The organism is Candidatus Nanopelagicales bacterium, assembly GCA_028687755.1.
Lineage (GTDB): Bacteria > Actinomycetota > Actinomycetes > S36-B12 > S36-B12 > UBA11398.
In genome coordinates, this window is record JAQTZL010000001.1 from 325,348 (window position 1) to 346,129 (window position 20,782).

At 54.5% G+C, this 20,782-nt stretch carries 19 protein-coding genes; 1 reads left to right on the plus strand and 18 read right to left on the minus strand.

Annotated features, from left to right (window positions below; translation table 11 throughout):
- Nucleotides 1-217 precede the first annotated feature (217 nt).
- The 16 genes from pyk to PHN51_01810 all read right to left on the minus strand — a co-directional run bounded on the left by pyk (nucleotide 218) and on the right by PHN51_01810 (nucleotide 18,409).
- Nucleotides 218-1,651 (minus strand): pyruvate kinase, encoded by a 1,434-nt coding sequence (pyk, locus tag PHN51_01735; GenBank protein ID MDD2817501.1) that lies wholly within the window; start codon nucleotides 1,649-1,651, stop codon nucleotides 218-220.
- Between the two features lie 110 nt (nucleotides 1,652-1,761).
- Nucleotides 1,762-3,216 (minus strand): glutamate synthase subunit beta, encoded by a 1,455-nt coding sequence (locus tag PHN51_01740; GenBank protein MDD2817502.1) that lies wholly within the window; start codon nucleotides 3,214-3,216, stop codon nucleotides 1,762-1,764.
- Between the two features lies 1 nt (nucleotide 3,217).
- Entirely contained in the window at nucleotides 3,218-7,741 is a 4,524-nt protein-coding gene (gltB, locus tag PHN51_01745) for a glutamate synthase large subunit (protein ID MDD2817503.1), read from the minus strand.
- A gap of 85 nt (nucleotides 7,742-7,826) precedes the next feature.
- The gene (gene lgt, locus PHN51_01750; GenBank protein ID MDD2817504.1) at nucleotides 7,827-8,642 is read right to left on the minus strand and encodes a prolipoprotein diacylglyceryl transferase; all 816 of its coding nucleotides are present in this window, start codon (nucleotides 8,640-8,642) and stop codon (nucleotides 7,827-7,829) included.
- Nucleotides 8,643-8,659: 17 nt separating this feature from the next.
- Nucleotides 8,660-9,454 carry a thioredoxin domain-containing protein gene (locus tag PHN51_01755; protein MDD2817505.1) on the minus strand — a complete coding sequence of 265 codons (795 nt, stop codon included), beginning with the start codon at nucleotides 9,452-9,454 and terminating at the stop codon, nucleotides 8,660-8,662.
- A gap of 61 nt (nucleotides 9,455-9,515) precedes the next feature.
- Nucleotides 9,516-10,313, minus strand: coding sequence for a tryptophan synthase subunit alpha (gene trpA / locus PHN51_01760; protein MDD2817506.1), 798 nt, complete (start codon nucleotides 10,311-10,313; stop codon nucleotides 9,516-9,518).
- Nucleotides 10,310-11,554: a tryptophan synthase subunit beta gene (gene trpB / locus PHN51_01765; GenBank protein ID MDD2817507.1), complete on the minus strand. Its 1,245-nt coding sequence runs from the start codon at nucleotides 11,552-11,554 to the stop codon at nucleotides 10,310-10,312. The genes trpA and trpB overlap by 4 nt, the downstream gene beginning before the upstream one ends.
- Nucleotides 11,551-12,351: an indole-3-glycerol phosphate synthase TrpC gene (trpC, locus tag PHN51_01770; GenBank protein MDD2817508.1), complete on the minus strand. Its 801-nt coding sequence runs from the start codon at nucleotides 12,349-12,351 to the stop codon at nucleotides 11,551-11,553. The genes trpB and trpC overlap by 4 nt, the downstream gene beginning before the upstream one ends.
- A gap of 43 nt (nucleotides 12,352-12,394) precedes the next feature.
- On the minus strand, nucleotides 12,395-12,850 hold the full coding sequence (locus PHN51_01775; GenBank protein ID MDD2817509.1) for a DUF2752 domain-containing protein: 456 nt from the start codon (nucleotides 12,848-12,850) through the stop codon (nucleotides 12,395-12,397).
- 4 nt (nucleotides 12,851-12,854) lie between these two features.
- On the minus strand, nucleotides 12,855-14,270 hold the full coding sequence (locus tag PHN51_01780; GenBank protein MDD2817510.1) for a HAMP domain-containing sensor histidine kinase: 1,416 nt from the start codon (nucleotides 14,268-14,270) through the stop codon (nucleotides 12,855-12,857).
- On the minus strand, nucleotides 14,270-14,965 hold the full coding sequence (locus PHN51_01785) for a response regulator transcription factor (GenBank protein ID MDD2817511.1): 696 nt from the start codon (nucleotides 14,963-14,965) through the stop codon (nucleotides 14,270-14,272). Before PHN51_01785 ends, PHN51_01780 begins: the two co-directional genes overlap by 1 nt.
- A gap of 81 nt (nucleotides 14,966-15,046) precedes the next feature.
- The gene (locus PHN51_01790) at nucleotides 15,047-15,274 is read right to left on the minus strand and encodes a hypothetical protein (protein MDD2817512.1); all 228 of its coding nucleotides are present in this window, start codon (nucleotides 15,272-15,274) and stop codon (nucleotides 15,047-15,049) included.
- A gap of 8 nt (nucleotides 15,275-15,282) precedes the next feature.
- The gene (locus PHN51_01795; protein ID MDD2817513.1) at nucleotides 15,283-15,843 is read right to left on the minus strand and encodes a Trp biosynthesis-associated membrane protein; all 561 of its coding nucleotides are present in this window, start codon (nucleotides 15,841-15,843) and stop codon (nucleotides 15,283-15,285) included.
- Nucleotides 15,840-17,399: an anthranilate synthase component I gene (locus tag PHN51_01800; GenBank protein MDD2817514.1), complete on the minus strand. Its 1,560-nt coding sequence runs from the start codon at nucleotides 17,397-17,399 to the stop codon at nucleotides 15,840-15,842. The genes PHN51_01795 and PHN51_01800 overlap by 4 nt, the downstream gene beginning before the upstream one ends.
- The gene (gene hisI, locus PHN51_01805; GenBank protein MDD2817515.1) at nucleotides 17,396-17,740 is read right to left on the minus strand and encodes a phosphoribosyl-AMP cyclohydrolase; all 345 of its coding nucleotides are present in this window, start codon (nucleotides 17,738-17,740) and stop codon (nucleotides 17,396-17,398) included. The genes PHN51_01800 and hisI overlap by 4 nt, the downstream gene beginning before the upstream one ends.
- Before the next feature lie 141 nt (nucleotides 17,741-17,881).
- The gene (locus tag PHN51_01810) at nucleotides 17,882-18,409 is read right to left on the minus strand and encodes a hypothetical protein (protein ID MDD2817516.1); all 528 of its coding nucleotides are present in this window, start codon (nucleotides 18,407-18,409) and stop codon (nucleotides 17,882-17,884) included.
- A gap of 93 nt (nucleotides 18,410-18,502) precedes the next feature.
- Between PHN51_01810 and PHN51_01815 the strand changes: the two genes are divergently transcribed.
- The gene (locus tag PHN51_01815; GenBank protein MDD2817517.1) at nucleotides 18,503-19,144 is read left to right on the plus strand and encodes a TIGR03085 family metal-binding protein; all 642 of its coding nucleotides are present in this window, start codon (nucleotides 18,503-18,505) and stop codon (nucleotides 19,142-19,144) included.
- Here PHN51_01815 and hisF read toward each other — a convergent pair.
- Together hisF and priA are read right to left on the minus strand one after the other, a co-directional pair.
- Complete coding sequence (gene hisF / locus PHN51_01820) at nucleotides 19,141-19,911, minus strand: imidazole glycerol phosphate synthase subunit HisF (protein ID MDD2817518.1); 771 nt, start codon at nucleotides 19,909-19,911, stop codon at nucleotides 19,141-19,143. The two genes, PHN51_01815 and hisF, sit on opposite strands and share 4 nt — an antisense overlap.
- Nucleotides 19,908-20,687: a bifunctional 1-(5-phosphoribosyl)-5-((5-phosphoribosylamino)methylideneamino)imidazole-4-carboxamide isomerase/phosphoribosylanthranilate isomerase PriA gene (gene priA / locus PHN51_01825; protein MDD2817519.1), complete on the minus strand. Its 780-nt coding sequence runs from the start codon at nucleotides 20,685-20,687 to the stop codon at nucleotides 19,908-19,910. Before priA ends, hisF begins: the two co-directional genes overlap by 4 nt.
- Between the last annotated feature and the right edge of the window lie 95 nt (nucleotides 20,688-20,782).

Consider the following 20,782-nt stretch of genomic DNA (forward strand, 5'->3'; position numbering starts at 1 on the left):
AGCCTTTACCGGGCAAGACGACGCTGCTCACCCACGTACTTTTGCAACCCTTACTTGAAAGTTGAGGGTTTGCCCATACGACTATTGACTTAGTCCCAACATCCCCTGGATGCGAAGAATCATTTGTTAAGAACTTACTTCACCAGACACTGCAGGCCCCCTGGGCCTTAGGGCGCGCTGCTCACCAGATTCGCATTCACAGGGAATTATTGGTGAACTAAATTCCTGACCCACGACCAGAAGAGCCAATGCGGTGTACGCGCATGCCGTTGGTGGTGCCTGGAACGCCCGGTGGCACACCTGCACAGATCACCACTCGCTCACCTGCGGTGGCGCGGCCAATATCCAGCAGTGCCTTGTCTACCTGCATGACCATGTCATCGGTGTGCTCAACCTGTGGCACGAGGAAAGTCTCCACTCCCCACACCAACGCCAATTGGCTGCGTACGCGCTGATTGGGAGTGAAAGCAAGAAGCTTGGTGGCACTGCGCCAGCGAGCGATCAACCGAGCCGAGGTACCGGTTTCGGTGAAGGCAATGAGATAGGTCGCCTTGACATCGTCAGCAACTGACACAGCCGCATGTGTCAATGCACGGTTTGTTGATCCGGCATGTGATTCGTCAAGCACTGGCATGCGATCAAGTGCTTCAGATTCAACGTGGGTGATGATGCGAGCCATCGTTTCCACCACAGTGATCGGATGAGCACCCACACTGGTTTCGCCAGAAAGCATGAGGGCATCGGCACCATCGAGCACTGCGTTGGCAACGTCACTTGCTTCTGCGCGCGTTGGTCGGTTCGCACTGATCATTGAGTCAAGCATTTGGGTTGCCACGATGACTGGCTTGCCTGCTTCACGACACATATGGATTGCGCGCTTTTGCACCAACGGAACTTGCTCCAATGGCAACTCAACGCCGAGGTCACCACGAGCTACCATCACACCGTCAAAGGCATCAACGATTTCTTGCAAGTTATCAACGGCTTGTGGCTTTTCAACCTTCGCCAGCACTGGGATGCGCACGCTTTCTTCCTGCATGATTGCGTGGACATCATCAAGATCTGCGGCACTTCGCACGAATGACAACGCGATCATGTCGCAACCAATACGCAAGGCCCAACGAAGATCATCACGATCCTTGTCAGAGAGCGCAGGAACGCTCATCGCTGCACCTGGCAGGTTGAATCCCTTGTTGTCAGAAACTCGACCGCCTTCTTTCACGATCGTGACCACGCGTGGCCCTTCAACACGGGCAACTTCAAGAGCTATACGGCCGTCATCAACGAGCACGAAATCGCCCGGCTTCACATCTTGCGGAAGATCCTTGTAGGTGGTGCCAACCATCTTCGCGTCACCTGGAACGTCTTCGGTAGTCACGATGAATTCATCGCCAACGTTTAACAGCACGGGACCAGAAGCGAACTTACCTAGGCGAATCTTTGGCCCCTGAAGGTCAGCCAAAATGCCTACTGCTCGCCCACTCTCATCTGCTGCCTGGCGGATACGGGCATATTGCTCAGCATGCTGCTCGTGGGTGCCATGGGAGAGGTTTAATCGGGCCACGTCCATGCCGGCAGCGATCAGACCGCGCAAGGCGTCCAATTCAGCGGTTGCTGGACCCATTGTGGCAACAATCTTGGCGCGGCGCATAAGGCTTACCTTACCGGAAATGGTGTGTAAACGATGTCATCGGCGTGACCTAGAGGTGAAAAAACGGTGGGGCCACAAGGTTTCCCCTGCAGCCCCACCAAAGGATCTGACTAGACCAGCAACTGACGTGCAGTTGATGGAATTGGTGCCGGAAGCGCGGTGCTGCCGGTGAGGAATTCATCAACCGCAGCTGCCGCAGCGCGACCTTCTGCAATTGCCCACACGATGAGCGACTGACCGCGGCCAGCATCGCCTGCCACAAAGACGCCCTCAACATCGGTTGCGTATTTGGCATCGCGCTCTAAGTTGCCGCGACCATCAACCTTGAGTTCGAACTGCTCAGCAATAGCGTCGACCTCTGGGCCAGTGAAGCCCATCGCCAACATCACAACATCAGCTGGAATTTCACGTTCTGAACCAGCAACTGGGCGGAAGCCGCCTTCAAACGGTTCAACTTCAACTAGAGCTAACGCCTTCACATTGCCATTGCCATCATCAACGAAGTGTGTGGTGGACACGGCGAACAAACGCTCGCCACCTTCTTCGTGAGCACTCGACGTGCGGTAGGTCATTGGGTAGGTCGGCCATGGCTGACTATCTGGTCGCGTCTGTGGTGGCGTTGGAAGAATTTCCAACTGGGTCACTGAAGCTGCGCCTTGACGATGCGAAGTGCCCAGGCAGTCAGCACCTGTGTCGCCGCCACCGATGATCACCACATGCTTACCCGCAACATCAAGTGGTGACGAATCAAGGTCACCCTCTTGCACGCGGTTAGCTAGTGGAAGAACTTCCATGGCCTGATAAATGCCCTTGAGTTCTCGGCCAGGTACAGGAAGATCGCGCCACTTCGTTGCGCCAATCGCGATGACTACTGCGTCATAACGCTTGCGAAGATCTTGACCTGTGACGTCAATGCCAATCTCAACGCCCGGACGAAAGCGCACACCTTCTTCTTCCATCTGGGCAAGACGGCGATCAAGAATGCTCTTTTCCATTTTGAACTCTGGAATGCCATAACGCATTAAGCCACCAATGCGATCTGCACGCTCGTACACCGCAACGGTGTGTCCTGCGCGAGCAAGCTGTTGTGCAGCAGCAAGGCCCGCAGGGCCTGAACCAACAACAGCAACCGTGCGACCGCTGACTCTCTCGGGTACCTGAGGCGCAACCCAACCTTCTTCGAAAGCCTTTTCAATAATCGAGACTTCAACCTGCTTAATGGTGACTGGATCTTGGTTGATGCCCAGCACGCATGCGGTTTCACAAGGCGCTGGGCACAAACGACCGGTGAACTCAGGGAAGTTATTGGTTGCATGCAAACGCTCAATGGCAACTTGCCAATCCTGGCGATAAACCAAGTCATTCCATTCAGGAATGAGGTTGCCAAGCGGGCAGCCGTTGTTGCAGAACGGAATACCGCAATCCATGCAACGACTTGCCTGCTTTTCCACATTCTGCGTACCGAAGTCTTCGTACACCTCGCGCCAGTCTTGCAAGCGCACATCTACTGGACGACGGGTCGGTGTGGAACGACCTACGTTGAGGAATCCCTTTGGATCAGCCATTTCAAGCTCCCATTACCGCTGCGATTGGGTCAAGTCCTTGCTCAGTTGCCTGCTTCATGACATTCAGCACGCGCTTGTAATCCTTTGGCATCACCTTGGTGAATCGACCAAGTGCCGTGATCCAGTCTGCAAGCAGTGCTTGCGCAACTGCAGACTCTGTTTCATCGAAATGCTGTTGCACGATTGCGCGCAGCTCTTCTGCATCCTGTGAAGTCATCGGATCAAGATCAATCATTTCTGGGTTGACCTTGATTGGATCCAGATCAAGCACGTAAGCGATACCGCCTGACATGCCTGCACCCAAGTTGCGACCAGTGGTTCCAAGAATCACCACTCGCCCACCGGTCATGTACTCAAGTGCGTGGTCGCCCACACCTTCGACTACTGCTGTGGCACCGGAGTTACGCACACAGAAACGTTCACCTGCGCGACCGCGCAAGAAAATGCCACCACTTGTTGCGCCGTAACCAATGACGTTGCCCGCGATGATCTGTTCTTCAGCAACAAAACTCGCTGCTCGATCCGGGCGCACAACCAGTGTGCCACCCGAAAGCCCCTTGCCGACGTAGTCGTTGGCATCGCCTTCAAGGCGCAAGGTGACACCCTTTGGCACAAACGCACCAAAGGACTGCCCAGCAGAACCCGTGAACGTGAGTTCAATCGTGCCTTGTGGCAATCCATCTCCACCATGCTTGCGAGTGACTTCAGCGCCAAGCATCGTGCCAACTGTTCGGTTGACGTTTCGCACCTTGATTTGTGCACGAACCGGTTCGCCCTTGGTGATTGCTGGCTGACAAATCTCAATGAGTTCGTTATCGAGCGCTGCATCAAGGCCATGATCCTGAGCGATCATCGCGCGACGTGGTGAATCCAATGCAACGCGTGGCAACGAAAGGATTGGCGAAAGGTCAAGACCTGAAGCCTTCCAATGTGACACTGCGCGCTCTGTTTCCAACATCTCAACTTGGCCAATGGCTTCATCAAGAGTGCGGAAGCCAAGTGCTGCGAGATGTTCGCGAACTTCTTCTGCGATGTATTCAAAGAAGGTCTCGACAAACTCAGGCTCTCCACTGAAACGCTCACGAAGCACTGGGTTCTGTGTTGCGACACCAACTGGGCAGGTGTCGAGATGACACACACGCATCATGACGCAGCCCATCACCACGAGTGGTGCGGTAGCGAAACCGAATTCTTCAGCACCAAGGAGTGCAGCAACAATCACATCGCGGCCGGTCTTCAACTGACCATCTGCTTGCACGACAATGCGATCGCGAAGTCCGTTGATAAGCAAGGTCTGCTGAGTTTCAGCAAGACCAAGCTCCCACGGAGTACCTGCGTGCTTGAGGCTGGTCAGTGGCGAAGCACCAGTGCCACCATCGAAACCGGAGATGAGCACAACATCAGCATGTGCCTTCGACACACCTGCAGCAACTGTGCCAACGCCAACTTCCGAAACCAACTTCACATGTACGCGTGCGTACTTATTGGCATTCTTCAAATCGTGGATCAGTTGAGCAAGATCCTCAATTGAATAAATGTCGTGGTGAGGTGGTGGTGAAATCAAGCCCACACCAGGAGTTGAGTGACGGGTCTTGGCTACCCATGGGTACACCTTGTGACCTGGCAACTGGCCACCTTCACCAGGCTTTGCACCCTGAGCCATCTTGATCTGAATATCGTCGGCGTTCACGAGGTACTCGCTGGTCACACCAAAGCGACCAGAAGCAACCTGCTTGATTGATGAACGCTTTGAATCACCGTTAGGAAGCGGCACGAAACGCTCTGGATCTTCGCCGCCTTCACCGGTGTTGGACTTGGCGCCCATACGGTTCATCGCGATTGCCAAAGTTTCGTGAGCTTCAGCAGAGATCGAACCGTATGACATTGCACCGGTTGAGAATCGCTTGACTATCTCTGATGCCGACTCAACTTCATCAATGGAAATGGGCGCACGTACGCCTTCCTTGAAGTTAAACAGACCACGAATGGTCATCAAACGCTCTGACTGCTCATCAACAGCATTGGTGTACTGCTTAAAGATGTCGTAACGCTTGTTACGCGTTGCATGCTGCAAACGGAACACAGTTTCGGGGTTGAACAGGTGAAGTTCACCCTCGCGACGCCACTGGTACTCGCCGCCGACATTGAGCGTGCGGTGTGCAGGCGAAATACCTGAGATTGGGTACGCAACATCGTGACGATCAGAAACTTCCTGCGCGATCACATCAATGCCGACTCCACCAAGCCGTGAACTGGTGCCACCAAAGTAAGTGTCAACAATTTCCTGACTCAAACCAACAGCTTCGAAGATCTGCGCACCGCGGTATGACGCCACGGTTGAAACACCCATCTTCGACATGACCTTCAAGATGCCCTTACCAAGAGCCTTAATGAGGTTGCGTGTTGCCTTTTCAGGAGTGACGTCTCCAAAGACACCGCGACGGGCCATGTCTTCCACTGTTTCCAGAGCCAGATATGGATTAACCGCTGCAGCGCCGTAACCCACAAGCAGTGCGCAGTGATGCACTTCGCGAACATCGCCGGCTTCAATGATCAAGGTAACCATCGTGCGTGCCTTGGTCTTCACCAAGTGATGGTGAACAGCTGAGGTCAGCAACAAGGTCGGAATCGGTGCCCGGTCAGCATCGCTATCGCGGTCGGACAACACAATGAAGCGTTTGCCTTCGCGGATAAGTTCATCAACCTCGTGGAAGATTTCCTTTAAGCGATTTTCGAGCCCTTCTCCCCCACCTGCAACGTCGTACAGACCTTCAATTTTTGCGGCAGCAAAGCCCGGCATGTCTTCGTCATCATTGATGTGAAGGATCTTTGCGAGTTCATCGTTGTCGATCACAGGGAACGGCAGCGTGACTTGATTGCAATGTGATGGGCTGGCGTCGAGCAGATTGCCTTCAGAACCAATGGTTGCATAAAGCGAGGTCACGATCTCTTCGCGGATTGCATCCAACGGTGGGTTGGTCACCTGAGCGAACAACTGGTGGAAGTAATCGAACAACAAACGAGGCCGAGCTGACAACACAGCAATAGGAGTGTCGGTGCCCATTGAGCCAATAGCTTCTATACCTTGGCGAGCCATCGGATCAAGAATGATCTTCAACTCTTCATGGGTGTAGCCAAAGGTTTGCTGGCGACGCGCTACTGAGCCTGAGGTGTGCACGATGTGCTCACGCTCTGGAAGTTCTTCAAGGTGCACTAGGCCTTCATCAAGCCATTCTTGGTAAGGAGCAGCTGCTGCAAGCTCTGCCTTGATTTCATCGTCTTCAATGATGCGGCCAGCATCAGTGTCGACCAAGAACATCAAACCTGGCTGCAAGCGGCCCTTACGAACGATGGTTGCTGGATCAAGATCAAGTACGCCAGCCTCTGAACCGAGTACGACGAGGCCATCTTCTGTTACCCAGTAGCGGCCGGGGCGCAAACCATTGCGGTCAAGCACTGCGCCGATCATGCTGCCGTCGGTGAAGCAGACGTTTGCTGGGCCATCCCATGGCTCCATGAAAGTGGAGTGGAAGGCGTAGAACGCACGACGCGCTGGATCCATTGATGGATGGTTTTCCCAGGCTTCAGGAATCATCATCAAGATTGAGTGTGGAAGTGAGCGTCCACCAAGGTGGATGAGTTCAAGGACCTCATCGAATGACGCTGAATCCGAAGCCCCGCCCGTGCAAATTGGGAACAAGCGCGTGAGATCACCTGGAATCAAATCACTCTTCAACATTGCTTCACGTGCACGCATCCAATTGCGGTTGCCTTGCACGGTGTTGATTTCACCGTTGTGTGAGATGTAGCGGTACGGGTGAGCAAGCGGCCACGAAGGGAAGGTGTTGGTCGAGAAGCGTGAGTGCACCAGAGCAACAGGTGACTTCACGCGCTCATCAGAGAGGTCAGGGTAGAACGGCTGCAACTGACCTGTGGTGAGCATTCCCTTGTACACAATGGTGCGAGCTGAAAGCGATGGGAAGTACACGTTGTTGTCGCGCTCTGCGCGCTTTCGCAATGCGAAAGCCAAGCGATCAAGTGCGATATCTCCGATTGCAGGGTTTGTTGATGCAACAAACAACTGCTCAAAGGTTGGCATAACGCCACGTGCGGTTGAACCGATCATTGAACTATCAGTTGGAACAGCGCGCCAGCCAAGAACCTTCAAGCCCTCGGTCTCGGCAATTGCTGCAATCGCAGTTTTCACTGCCGCGACGTCGGCTGCATCTTGTGGCAAATACGCAGTACCCGCGGCATAGAACCCTGCTTCAGGTAATTCGAAGTCAACAACTGCACGGAAGAATTCATCAGGCACGCGGAACAAAATGCCGGCTCCGTCACCGCTATCAGGTTCAGCGCCTGTTGCACCACGGTGCTCGAGGTTCACGAGCGCAGTGAGGGCCTTTTGCACGATGTCGTGAGAAGGAATGCCAGTCAGGGTCGCAACAAAGGCCACGCCACAGGCGTCGTGCTCATTTGCTGGGTCATAGAGACCAGATGCTGCTGGAAGATCAGTGCTGAACATGGTGCCAATCCATTCGTCGTATCCGTGCAGACCCCAAAAAGTAAGCCTGACTTATCGGGACGACGTTGGCCCAACGGGGAAAATCTTACCCGGTCTTGGACAGTGCTTCACGCCCTGGCTGGCGCCGGGCAGATACCACGAGCCAGATCAGGCCACCTACTCCTACGATCAGCGCCGTCCACACATTGAGACGGAGCCCGAAGATGTGATTGGCCGAATCAATGCGCAGGGCCTCGATCCAGATTCGACCTGCGCAATACAGCACGATGTACAGGGCAAAAACGCGTCCATGTCCAAGAGTGAAGCGCTTATCCGCCCAAACCAACACGAGGGCAACGCCCACCATCCACAGTGATTCATAGAGAAAGGTCGGGTGAAAGGTCTCAAATTGAAGATAGCCAGCTGGCCTGTGGGCTATGTCTATCTCTAGGCCCCATGGCAGATTCGTCGGTGCACCGAAGAGTTCCTGATTGAAGTAATTGCCGAGTCGACCAATTGCCTGAGCAAGGGCAACTCCTGGGGCTACAGCATCAGCAACCGGCAGCAGTGCGATCCCTTTACGCCGCGCACCAATCCAGGCACCCAAGGTGCCCATGGCCACGGCTCCCCAAATCCCTAAGCCTCCATCCCAAATACGGATAGCGCCTGCAAGCCCCGAGCCACCTTCACCGAAGTACAACTGATTATCGGAAATCACGTGGTACAGACGGCCACCCAAGATGCCAAACGGCACCGCCCATACAGCCAGATCGGTGACAGTTCCGGGTGTTCCACCCCGCGCTTCATAGCGGCGATTGCCCCACCACACGGCAACGACGATGCCGATGATGATGAATAACGCATAGGCACGTATTGGAAATGGACCAATGTTCCAGACCCCTTGAGTGGGACTAGGAATCATCGCGGCGATCAAGATTGTTAGCCCTTGGTTGCGGCAGCAACTGCTGCATCAAGCTTGGCCTTGTCAGCCAAAGTTGCGTTATCAAGTGGCTGGCCATTGAGCACGCCATAAGGAGTGCCCTGCGCACCTGACTTGTAGAACGCGTCAGTGCTATTGGCTGACCATGACAAGTACTTCAACGAATCCATGCAGGTCTTGAATTCATCCATGGCTTTACCTTCAATACCTGCATCACCAGCGAAACTGACCAACTGGTCATTGGTGTAACCCACACCTTCACTCAAAGGTTGATTCGCGAAGATTGCCGCGTGGTACTCATCAGTTTTACCTTGATCAATGGCACAACCCCATGCGGCAGTTGCGCGGGCAGATGAATCATTGCCCAGGTTTTTGTCCAAGAATGTGGTGGGGCGCAAGATCAATTGCACCTTGCCCGAGGTTGCAAGCTCATGAATTCCAGCGCCATTAGCATCTTCAACAGCTTTACACGACGGGCATTGGAAGTCTTCCCAGATTTCCAACACAGGAACGGCTGCAGTGCCTGTTCCTGATGGAACGCCATATGCGTACTTGGAATCTCCGGCAAACACTGAGGTTGGAATCGCTGCATTTGGATCAGAGGTTGGCGTAACCACCGGAACCTTTGAAGAGTTCTTCGCCACGACAGCAACCACAATGATCGCTACTACGACCACGAGAACAACGGCTGCACCGACGATACGCATGATGCGTTCGCGCTTCTTGTCGCCACCTACAGCAGCTGCTCGAGCAGCTGCGGCACTTGCACGGCGATCATTGCTGGCATTACTCATCGCGTCGAACTCCTTGGTCGGTCAAACGAACACTGGCTATACCGTACGTGACGGGTTGGACTTAGCGACGCACCCCGGCGGCCAATTCCTTGGCCAGATCGGACACCGCTTCAATCGCGGCCTCATCGCTGGGAGCGTCCAGCACTCGGCGCACGAAAGCTGACCCGACTATGACGCCATCGGCGTAGGCGGCGATTTCTGCGGCCTGATCACCAGTTGAGACGCCCAGACCCACAGCGATCGGCAGGCTCGTGGCAGCCCGGGTGCGGGCAACGAGCTCGTGGGCGCCTGAACTCACCGTCGTGCGAGCACCCGTGACACCCATTGTTGACGCGGCATAGACAAAACCTGAGGTCACACCAACGATGGACGCGATACGCGCATCCGTTGAAGATGGAGCAACCATCAAGATTCGATCGATTGCGTGCGCATCGGAGGCAACAGACCAGTCCCCTGCTTCTTCTGGGGTTAGGTCAGGTGCAATCACTCCGCTGCCACCTGCAGCTTCAAGGCCTGTAGCAAACTTTTCAATGCCATAGCGTTCAATCGGATTCCAATAACTCATCACAACGGCGATCGCACCCGCATCAACGACCTGCTTCACGATGTTCAACACCACATCAGTCGTGGTACCAGCTTCGAGCGCTTGGTCAACCGCTTGTTGAATGACTGGACCGTCCATCAATGGATCTGAGTACGGCAAGCCCACTTCGATAATGTCCACACCGGAAGCCACCATCGCATTGATGAGTTTCACTGACTGCACAGGATTTGGAAAACCTGCTGGCAGGTAACCAATCAGGGCTGCGCGGTTTTCGGCTTTCGCAGTTGCGAAGGCCTCTGACACGTGTCGAGTCATCGACCTTCTCGCATTTCTGGTGACAGTTCATTAGTGACCGTGGTGCCCAAATCAATGCCAAACCAACGTGCTGCTGTTGCTACGTCTTTATCGCCACGTCCTGAAAGGTTCACGATGATGACTGCATCAGGCCCAAGTTCTTGACCAATACGCATTGCACCTGCCAAACCATGCGCCGACTCAATCGCAGGAATGATGCCTTCTGTCTTTGAAAGAATGGCGAATGCTTCCATAGCTTCTGCATCTGTCACGGGCTCGTAACTTGCCCGACCCGTGTCATGCAACCATGCATGCTCAGGGCCAACACCTGGGTAATCCATGCCAGCACTAATGGAATGTGACGGAGCTGTTTGACCCCATTGGTCTTGCATGACGTACGTGCGTGCACCGTGCAACACACCTGGTGATCCACCGGAGAAGCGCGCAGAGTGACGTCCAGTCTCAATTCCGTCACCACCTGCTTCATAGCCGCGCAAAATTACTTGGGTGTCTTCCATGAATCCGCTGAACAAGCCCATCGCATTGGAGCCACCACCAACACACGCAACAACTGCGTCAGGGAGGCGACCTTCCACAGCAAGAATTTGTTCGCGGGCTTCAATACCAATGACCGAATGGAAGTAGCGGACCATTTCCGGAAACGGTGCAGGGCCAGTTACCGTGCCAAGCACGTAATGGGTTTCGTCTACAGATGCCACCCAATCGCGCATTGCTTCGTTAATCGCATCTTTGAGTGTTTGACTACCTGCAGTTACCGGAATGACTTCAGCACCGAGCAATTTCATGCGCGCGACGTTAAGCGCTTGGCGACGTGTGTCTTCAAGACCCATGTAGACCGTGCATTCAAGACCAAAAAGCGCAGCAGCAGTTGCTGTAGCAACACCATGCTGGCCCGCACCCGTTTCAGCGATCATGCGTTTCTTGCCCATGCGTTGCGTTAACAACGCTTGACCCAGAACGTTGTTAATTTTGTGTGAGCCAGTGTGGTTGAGGTCTTCACGCTTCAAATACACGCGAGCTCCACCACAGTACTGACTAAAACGCTTGGCATACGTCAATGGGTTTGGGCGCCCTGTGTAGTCGCGCTCAAGCGCCCTCAGTTCATTAATGAACGCAGGATCTTGCTTGGCAGCACGGAACGCTGCATCAAGTTCATCAAGCGCAGCAGTGAGCGCTTCTGGAACAAACCGGCCACCGTAAGGACCGTAGTGACCGTAGTGACCGTAGTGACCGTTGGTCATGATGCCTTTCCAATCGTTGCGCCAGCCTCAATCATTGCGCGAGCTGCTGCTTGAGGATCGCTGCCCGTCACAAGAGCTTCCCCAACTAACACGACATCCGCGCCTTGCACTCCGTAGGCAAGGACATCTTCGGGTGAGCGGACACCGGATTCAGCGATTCGCACGCAAGTTTCGGGTATTAGATGAGCAACGCGCGCAAACACGTCGCGATCGACTTCAAGGGTTTTGAGATTGCGAGCGTTCACGCCGACGACCTGCGCCCCGGCATCAAGTGCGCGTGCGATCTCCGCTTCATCGTGTGTTTCCACGAGTGCGGTCATGCCGAGTTCACTGGTCAGACCCATGAACTCCACGAGTTGTGTCTGCTCAAGCCCTGCAACGATCAGCAAGATGATGTCTGCTCCATGCGCACGTGCTTCCCAGAATTGATATTCCTCAACCATGAAGTCTTTGCGCAAGATTGGTATGCGTACGGCAGCACGCACGGCATCAAGATCAGCCAAGCTTCCACCGAAACGACGTTGCTCGGTCAACACGGAAATTGCTGACGCACCGCCATCCTCGTAAGCGCTAGCGAGCGCGGCAGGATCAGCAATATCAGCAAGCGCACCTTTGCTTGGGCTTGATCGTTTCACTTCAGCAATGAGTTGCACGCCACCGCGCTTAAGCGAAGGCACCACAGGCAACGCTGGTGCAACTCCAGAAACCTGCGCTTTGAGGTCAGCCAATGAGACGCTCTGCTTGCGAAATGCCGTGTCTTCGCGCACTCCAACAATGATGTCGTCCAGCACGCTCATAAGGGCAAGCCTATTGACTCGTGCTCCCTGGAAATCCTGCGGCTCATACCCCAGATGCCAGATACGGCACGAAATTACGAATCACACCGAACGCCAGCATCACCACCAGCCCACCGATCAATAATCGATTGCGAAATCGATATTGCCCATGGGTCACAGGTGGGTAGACGCCGCGAATAGAACGAACCAGCCACAGTGTCCACATCACAAGAGCAATGGGCACGATCGCAAGCAATAAGAGATTTTGATTCAGGGCACCAGCAACGTCTCCCTGCATGAGGCAATACATCCCCCGCATTCCTCCGCAACCCGGGCAGTCAACACCAAGGAAAGCTCTGGACGGGCAAACTGGATAGTGACCAGGTTCGTTTGGATTGACGATGGCCAAATATGAGCAGACTCCGACCGCTAACACGGCGGTACCCAAAGGACCTGCCAGTCGGCGCATCAACGGGCGCTGATCAATGCGTTGTGGCACAACGAGGTGATCGGGCGTCATTGGATCAGACTAGATCGATCGTGGGTGCGAGCTGAACTGTTGGCAAAAAAACGGTGAAACAGGCCCCACCCTCGGGTGCAGTCGTCACACGCGCATATCCACCAAGCCCCGCTGCGAGCCGGCCAACGAGCGCCAAACCTAAGCCAGTGCCAACTGGCCGCACACCTCGATAGCGCTCGTACAACGCGCCAGGCTCAAAGGCAATGGCCATGTCATCGGAAGTGAGCCCCGGGCCAGAGTCACGCACTTCGACTTCAACTCCGTCAGACACCCGACGCATCGCTAGCACTACGACAGAGCCAGACGGTGAAACGCGAAGGGCGTTTTCTGACAAGTTGTCAATAATTTGACGCAGTCTCATTGGATCAGTGACTGCCATCAACTCATCCGCTGGCAATTCTTGTTCAAAGCGCACATCCTCACGCTCGCATCGGGTGCTCCACACTTCTGCTGCCTCAACACCGATGTCCTTGAGGTCAACACTTGCGGGATTCACATGGAAATCAACAGCGCCGAGTCGAGCAAGATCCAAAAGGTCACTGACGAGTCGATCAAGGCGTTGCGCTTCGGCAGCAACGGTGGCACCTGTCTTAGCAACATCCTGCGGCTCAATGACATCGTCAGCTAGAGCTTCCGCGTAGCCCTTCACGGCGGTAAGCGGCGTACGTAATTCATGCGAAACCGAGAGTAGAAACTCGCGCTGGCGACGTTCGGAAATGTTGAGCGCATCGCTGAGCGAATTCAGCGCCAGAGCAATTTCTGCAACTTCACTTGGACCCTCTGGCTCTAAACGCACATCACGGGACCCTGCTTGCATTTCATAAGCCGCATCGCGTGCTGCACGAAGTGGCCGCACGATTCGACTTGCTGCGAAGTAGCCAATAGGAATAGCAACCAACAACCCAATGAAGAGTGCCATGAAGAACCGCAACAAACCTGCTTGCGCTGAGCCGCCTGCGATTGATACCGGCTGCTCCAAAATCACGGCTCCACCGCTGGCCAAGGATCGACCCTCAATGATCAGATGATCACCATTAACTTCACCTTCGGATGACAAAGTTCCGCGTTCTAGGAGTTCATGTACTTCCCTCGGCGGTACACCTGGTACATCGACACTGGCATCAAAGACGAGGAAACCCTGAACTTGTTCAGCTCTTAATGTTGCGGCAAGCGAAGGGGGTAGGAGCGCTTCACGTTGCCGACCACCGGCAGACTCTGCGCTTAATCCATTTCCACGATCAATTGCCGCCGCTGTCAGATCCACCAGACGCGACAATTGCGTTCGCGATTGAGTCAATTCCGACGAGCGCACAAGTGGATAAGAAATCAATCCCGCTATAACGATGACAATGGCAGCAACCACACTGGTGAGCAGCACCATCCGCGTTACCAAATTGGTACCGCGGTAGACAGGTTTCATCACTGGGGCTCTTCCGCGGAATACCCCACGCCGCGCACAGTGCGAATCACGTCGAAGTCACCGAGCTTGGCTCGCACTTGAGCAACGTGCACGTCAACGGTTCGAGTGCCAACAACTGCCGCGTATCCCCATACCTCGCTGAGTAATTGATCGCGGCTGTAAACGCGACCTGGGTTGTCCATCAAGTGCGCAAGCAGGTCGAACTCAGTCGCTGTCAATGCAATGGGAGCGCCATTGGCTTCCACACGACGAGTTACTGGATCAAGTTCAACCTTGCCAATGACTACCGGACCTGGCGCTGAAGCGGCGTGTTGTGCACGGCGAACCACCGATTTCACCCGAGCGACAACTTCACGCGGGCTAAACGGCTTGGTGATGTAGTCATCTGCGCCAAGTTCAAGACCAAGGATGCGATCGACTTCTTCATCTCGGGCCGTGCAGAAAAGAATGGGAGTCCAGTCGCCATCATTGCGAAGTTGACGGCACACCTCTGTGCCGTCCATACCTGGCAGACCTACATCCAAAATGATTGCAGCTGGGTGCAAGGTGCGCGCATATGAAAGACCATCGGGCCCCGTGGTGGCTACGTGGACACCAAAACCCTCACGAGTGAGATACATCCGTAGGAGGTCAGAGATTGCCCGTTCGTCTTCAACGACAAGAACGAGCCCTTTGACACCTTGGTTTTCACTCATGGCTATAGCGTGTCAGAGAAAGTGTCAGAAAAGCGCCGAGAAGGTCGGCGGGCGATCAATCTTTGATCAGGATTTGGTAAATCAGTGCGAGTGCTCAGCGTCTTGACCAAGGCCCATCATCTGCATGACCTTGCCCACGATGGCCCCAACGACAACAAGCGCGATACCTACCCAGAACACAACCCAGTTACCAACCACCACACCCAGGGTGCCCACGATTGAAGCGATCATGATGATCGTGACCGCAGTCCAAGCTGCTGGGGTGTTGCCATGGCCGTGGACCACTACTGAAGGCGTGCTTTGTGTCATGGGGATATCTAAGCAGGTTCAGCGTCGGAATTCGGATCAGCCAGGTCCGAAGTTGGATCTTGGCCAGCGTTAAGCGCATCCCAGGGAGACTGCACTAATTCCTTACGGACCGCTTCCCCCTCGTATTTGGTGCTCATCGCACCCCACGAGCGACTTGATCCGACAGTGATCAGACCCGAGGCCAGCATGGCCAGAGCGAGCAACATCACAAGGATCCACCACGGAGCCAAGGTCACGGACTTCACAATGTCATTGCCGGCATCAACTACTGGGTTCGAGGCGAAACGAAAAACACTGACTTCGATCACGAGTGAAATCACAAAGATGAGCACGCCCACTGCCTGACGAGCCCAACTCTTGAGCGCCAAGATCGCAAGCGCACCGGCGAGTCCCACAATCGACAATGAAACAGCGGCAGGCACCACTTCGCTCCCAGTGGCGGTTGCCTCACGCACACCCGTACCGCCAAGGACGGAAACCACAGCTGTTGCCCAAGTAAACGAACAAACAATCAAGATTCCAGCAGCACTGACAATGAGCAGTGTGAGTGCGGTACGACGTGAGGTCACGCTTCAACCGACTGCAAGGTTGCGGCGATTGCCACCGCGCGAAGAACGGCAGCGGCTTTGTTTCGGCATTCAGCATCTTCAAGCTCTGGAACGGAATCTGCAACAAGACCCGCACCTGCTTGCACATAGGCGATGTTGTTTTTCACGACTGCAGTGCGAATCGCAATAGCGGTATCGATGTTCCCGGCGAAATCGAAGTAACCCACGCATCCGCCGTACACACCGCGGCGTAGCGGTTCAAGCTCATCAATGATTTCCATCGCACGTGGTTTTGGCGCCCCGCTGAGTGTGCCCGCTGGGAAAGTCGCAGCGAGAGCGTCGTACGCAGTTTTTCCTTCAGCAAGATCACTCGTGACTGTTGAAACCAGATGCATGACATGTGAGTAGCGCTCAACGTGCATGAACTCAACTACTTGCACCGACCCTGGTGCACTGACACGTCCGAGATCATTGCGAGCAAGGTCAACGAGCATCAAATGTTCAGCGCGTTCTTTCACATCAGCCAACATTTCATCCGCTAATGCCGAATCCTCTTCAACCGTCGCCCCGCGTTTGCGGGTTCCAGCGATCGGATGGACGACACAGTGCCCTTGTTGAACAGTTACCAAAGCTTCGGGCGATGAACCAACAATTTCAAATGCTGTGCGTTCACTCAAGCCATCACCATCAAGTTCCGGCACACGCACTAGATACATGTATGGGCTTGGATTCGTGGTGCGCAAGATTCGATAGACATCAAGTGCCGAAGCAGGACAAGGAGACGAGAATCGCTGCGACAACACGATCTGGAATGCATCGCCTGCGCGAATGTATTCCTTAGCGCGATCAACATCTGCGATGAACTTGCTCTGCTCAGTCCACGACTTCACATCAGGAACTGCATTGGGATCAAAGGTTGACGGCACCGGCCCACGACCTGTTGAAAGATCTGCTTGCATGACATCCAGGCGCGCAACTGCGTCAGCCCAGGCTTCATCTACCCGGTCACCTGATGCGTCGTAATTAATGGCATTCGCAATCAGGAGCACTGAGCCTTCGGCGTGATCCAAGACAGCAAGATCCGTAGCCAGAAGAAATGCCATATCTGGCACGCCAATTGCATCAGGATTGTTGTCAGGAATGCGTTCCCAGTGACGAACCATGTCGTAGCTGACGTAACCAACCATGCCACCGGTGAGTGGAGGCAAACCTGGCAATGGATCTGACTGCAGCAATGCAACGGTGTCGCGCAAAATATCAACAGGCGATCCATGAGTCGGTACACCTTGCGGAACACGACCTACCCAACGAGCGTTACCGTCAACATCCGTGAGCATCGCGGCCGCGCGCACACCGACAAAGGAATAACGAGACCAGTGCTTACCTTGCTCTGCTGATTCCAGCAGGAAAGTGCCAGCACGCTGGCCACACAATGAATCAAAGAGCCCAACAGCGGTAACACCGTCGGCTAGGAATCGACGAACCACGGGGATAACTCTTCGAGTTTTCGCAAGTTCCCGAAACGTCTCAATGTCTGGGGCCACTACCCCATTGCGTGAACCCAACACGGCACTCACTTGGCCACCTCGATCACAACAGCGTCAAAGCAGGTGCGCGTGCCGGTATGACAAGCCGCGCCTGTTTGATCAACAGTGATCAGCAATGTGTCGCCGTCGCAATCAAGCGCGACGCTGATCACGAGCTGAGTGTTGCCAGAGGTTGCACCCTTGACCCACAGTTCATTTCGACTGCGGGAGAAATAGGTGGCTGCACCGCTCGACAGGGTGAGCTCCAGCGCTTCCATATTCATCCAAGCCATCATCAACACTTCACCCGTGCCCACTTGCTGGGCAATCGCTGGAATGAGACCGTCGGCATTGAAGTGCGCGGCAGCCAGCAGCTCTGGCGTTGAAGACATGGCCCCTATTGTGCCGGTCTGCGCAGCGCAAACGTTGACTGCGTCCTCAAGAGGGTGCATCATTGTGGTGGCGTCAGTAATAACTGACGAAAGTGAACCCGGCAGCTCTCCGGACGGTGAGCATGTCGGGTTTCGCGTTTTCTAGACACCTAGTCGCGTAACCGAGCCAATCAAATTTCCCAGCTGGTTACGCCAATAGCCACCTTTGCCAAATGCCCAGGCAGCCAGGTCTGAAGGCCACAACAGCGGCTCGAGCGCAGGTGACGTGTGGGAGTACTTAAGTGAACTCTCCTGACCCATCGACTCGCGAGCAAGGACTCGCCGATCCACCGGGTCCTGACCACACGATTCAAGGATGAGTTCACCTACCTGTAATTCAGCCAGAATGCGTACGGCTTCACCCAGACATTCATCTCGTGTAATCCGCCTAAATCTATGCGGTTTTCTGTTCTCAACCATATGAACCGATACAGGCATTCGGCTCAATTCAGCCAGCAGCGCCCGGCGACGACTATCACGTTCATTTTTCATGTGGAGCCGATATTGCCCAGGCAGACACAATCGCCTGAGTTCTTTACGCACCTGAGCTTCTTGCGAAAAATCAATAACAGCAATCGCGAGGAGATACGAATGTCGATATGACTCATCCGCATATGAACGCGCACTCAAGTCAACCTCCCAAAGGTTGTCAGGCTACGAAACATCGCAAGAATTGAACATGTCATGTCCTTCCCCTGTGGATAACGGAGTCATACTGATGACATGACACCAACGTCGTTAGTAAGCCAGCAGCGCATTGCCCTTGCCGAACTTCTCCTCGAAGTCGGCCCGGACGCCCCCACACTGTGCGAAGGCTGGACCGCACGTGATCTCGTTGCCCACCTGGTGATTCGCGAGGGTCGCCCTGACGCAGCCATTGGCATCCTCGGCGGACCACTGGCGAAGTGGACGACCAAGGTGCAAGACGAAGCTTCGCTGCGCCCTTACGAAGAACTCGTCGCGACCTTCCGCTCAGGCCCACCGAAGTGGTCACCCTTTGCAATCAGCAAAGTTGATGCCGCGGCCAACATTGTGGAATTCGCAGTGCACGCCGAAGATGTTCGTCGCGCTCAACCAAACTGGGTAGCGGCTCCTACTGATTCTGAACTCAATGAAGTGCTGTGGTCACGAGTGTCGAAAATGGGCAAACTGTTGATGCGTGGAGTGCCACTTGGAGTTGAACTTCAACGTACCGAAATCGAAGCCAAACCATTCGCTGCAAAAACAGGTTCACCTATCGTGACCTTGACCGGAACACCACTTGATCTTGTGCTTCGCGTGTACGGACGCACCGCTGTTGATGTGAAAATTTCCGGCGACGAAGCTGCTATCGCAACCTTTGAAGCCGCAAAGTTCGGGATCTAACGAACAGGGAAGTCTGCGTCCGCCAGTGCTTGCTTGACTTGGTCTATGCGTAATTGACCGAAGTGGAACACGCTTGCTGCAAGCACTGCATCAGCTCCAGCAACGACTGCTGGAACAAAGTCATCAAGCTTTCCTGCACCACCGCTTGCAATGATTGGCACGGTCACTTCGCGACGCACCATTTCAATCAGGTCAAGGTCGTAACCTTCTTTGGTTCCGTCAGCATCCATTGAGTTCAACAGAATTTCACCAGCGCCAAGTGCGGTGCCTTCAATCGCCCATTTCACCGCATCGATACCGGTGCTGCGGCGGCCACCATGAGTAGTGACCTCAAAGCCACTCTCGGTGAACACACCCTCTGGGCAACGTCGAGCGTCAATACTTAAGACAACACACTGCGCACCAAAGCGTTCTGCAGCATCGCGTAGAAGATCTGGATCATTGAGCGCTGCAGTGTTCAAACTGACTTTGTCAGCACCCGCGCGTAACAACCGATCGAAATCATCAACTGCGCGCACTCCTCCACCAACGGTGAGCGGAATGAACACTGACTCAGCTGTGCGACTCACAACGTCATACATGGTTGAACGATCAGAACTTGATGCAGTGATGTCGAGAAAGATAAGTTCGTCAGCACCTTCAGCGTTGTAACGCGCAGCAAGCTCAACAGGATCGCCCGCATCGCGAAGATTAAGGAAGTTCACACCTTTAACCACGCGACCTTCGTCGACATCCAGACATGGAATGACTCGAATAGAAAGACTCACGGCTGTGGCGGACCCCAGGTATATGGATCAAATCGCTCACCTGATGCGGCAAGTGCTTCAACAAGAGTGAAGGCTCCGTCATACAAAGCCTTGCCTACGATTGCGCCTTCAATGCCGTCAGGCACCATCTCGTGCAATTTATGGAAATCTTCTAGGCGATGGATGCCACCAGATGCGATCACTGGGCGTGACGTGCGCTCAATGACTTCCTTAAGCAGATGGAAGTTCGGGCCCTTCATCATTCCGTCTTTATTTACATCGGTGACGACATAACGTGCACACCCTGCAGCATCAAGACGCTCCAAGGTTTCCCACAGATCGCCGCCCTCTTGGGTCCAGCCACGAGCAGCCAACGTTGTGCCGCGAACATCAAGGCCCACAGCAATCTTTTCGCCGTACTGCTTGATGACCTTCTCAGTCCATTCAGGATTCTCAAGAGCAGCGGTGCCCAGGTTCACGCGAGCGCAACCTGTTGCGAGCGCGGCTTCCAGGGAAGCGTCGTCTCGAATACCGCCGGAGAGTTCAACATGGACATCCTTGTGGACATCAGTAACGACGCGCTTTAACAATGCGCGGTTGTCACCACGACCAAAGGCAGCGTCAAGATCAACGAGGTGAATCCACTCAGCACCCTGGCTGACCCAATCTCGGGCAGCATCAATGGGTGAGCCGTAATCCTTTTCGGTGCCGGCAGCCCCCTGAGTGAGACGGACGGCTTTGCCTTCAGCGACATCGACGGCAGGCAGGAGAATGAGGTGCTTTTTAGGCTGATTCACGCCTTAACCCTAGAGGACATCCATGAACCGTCGGACTCTCGTGGTTGTGGATAAGTTCGGCACGAAACACACGAGATGTCAGGCCCTGGCCTGAG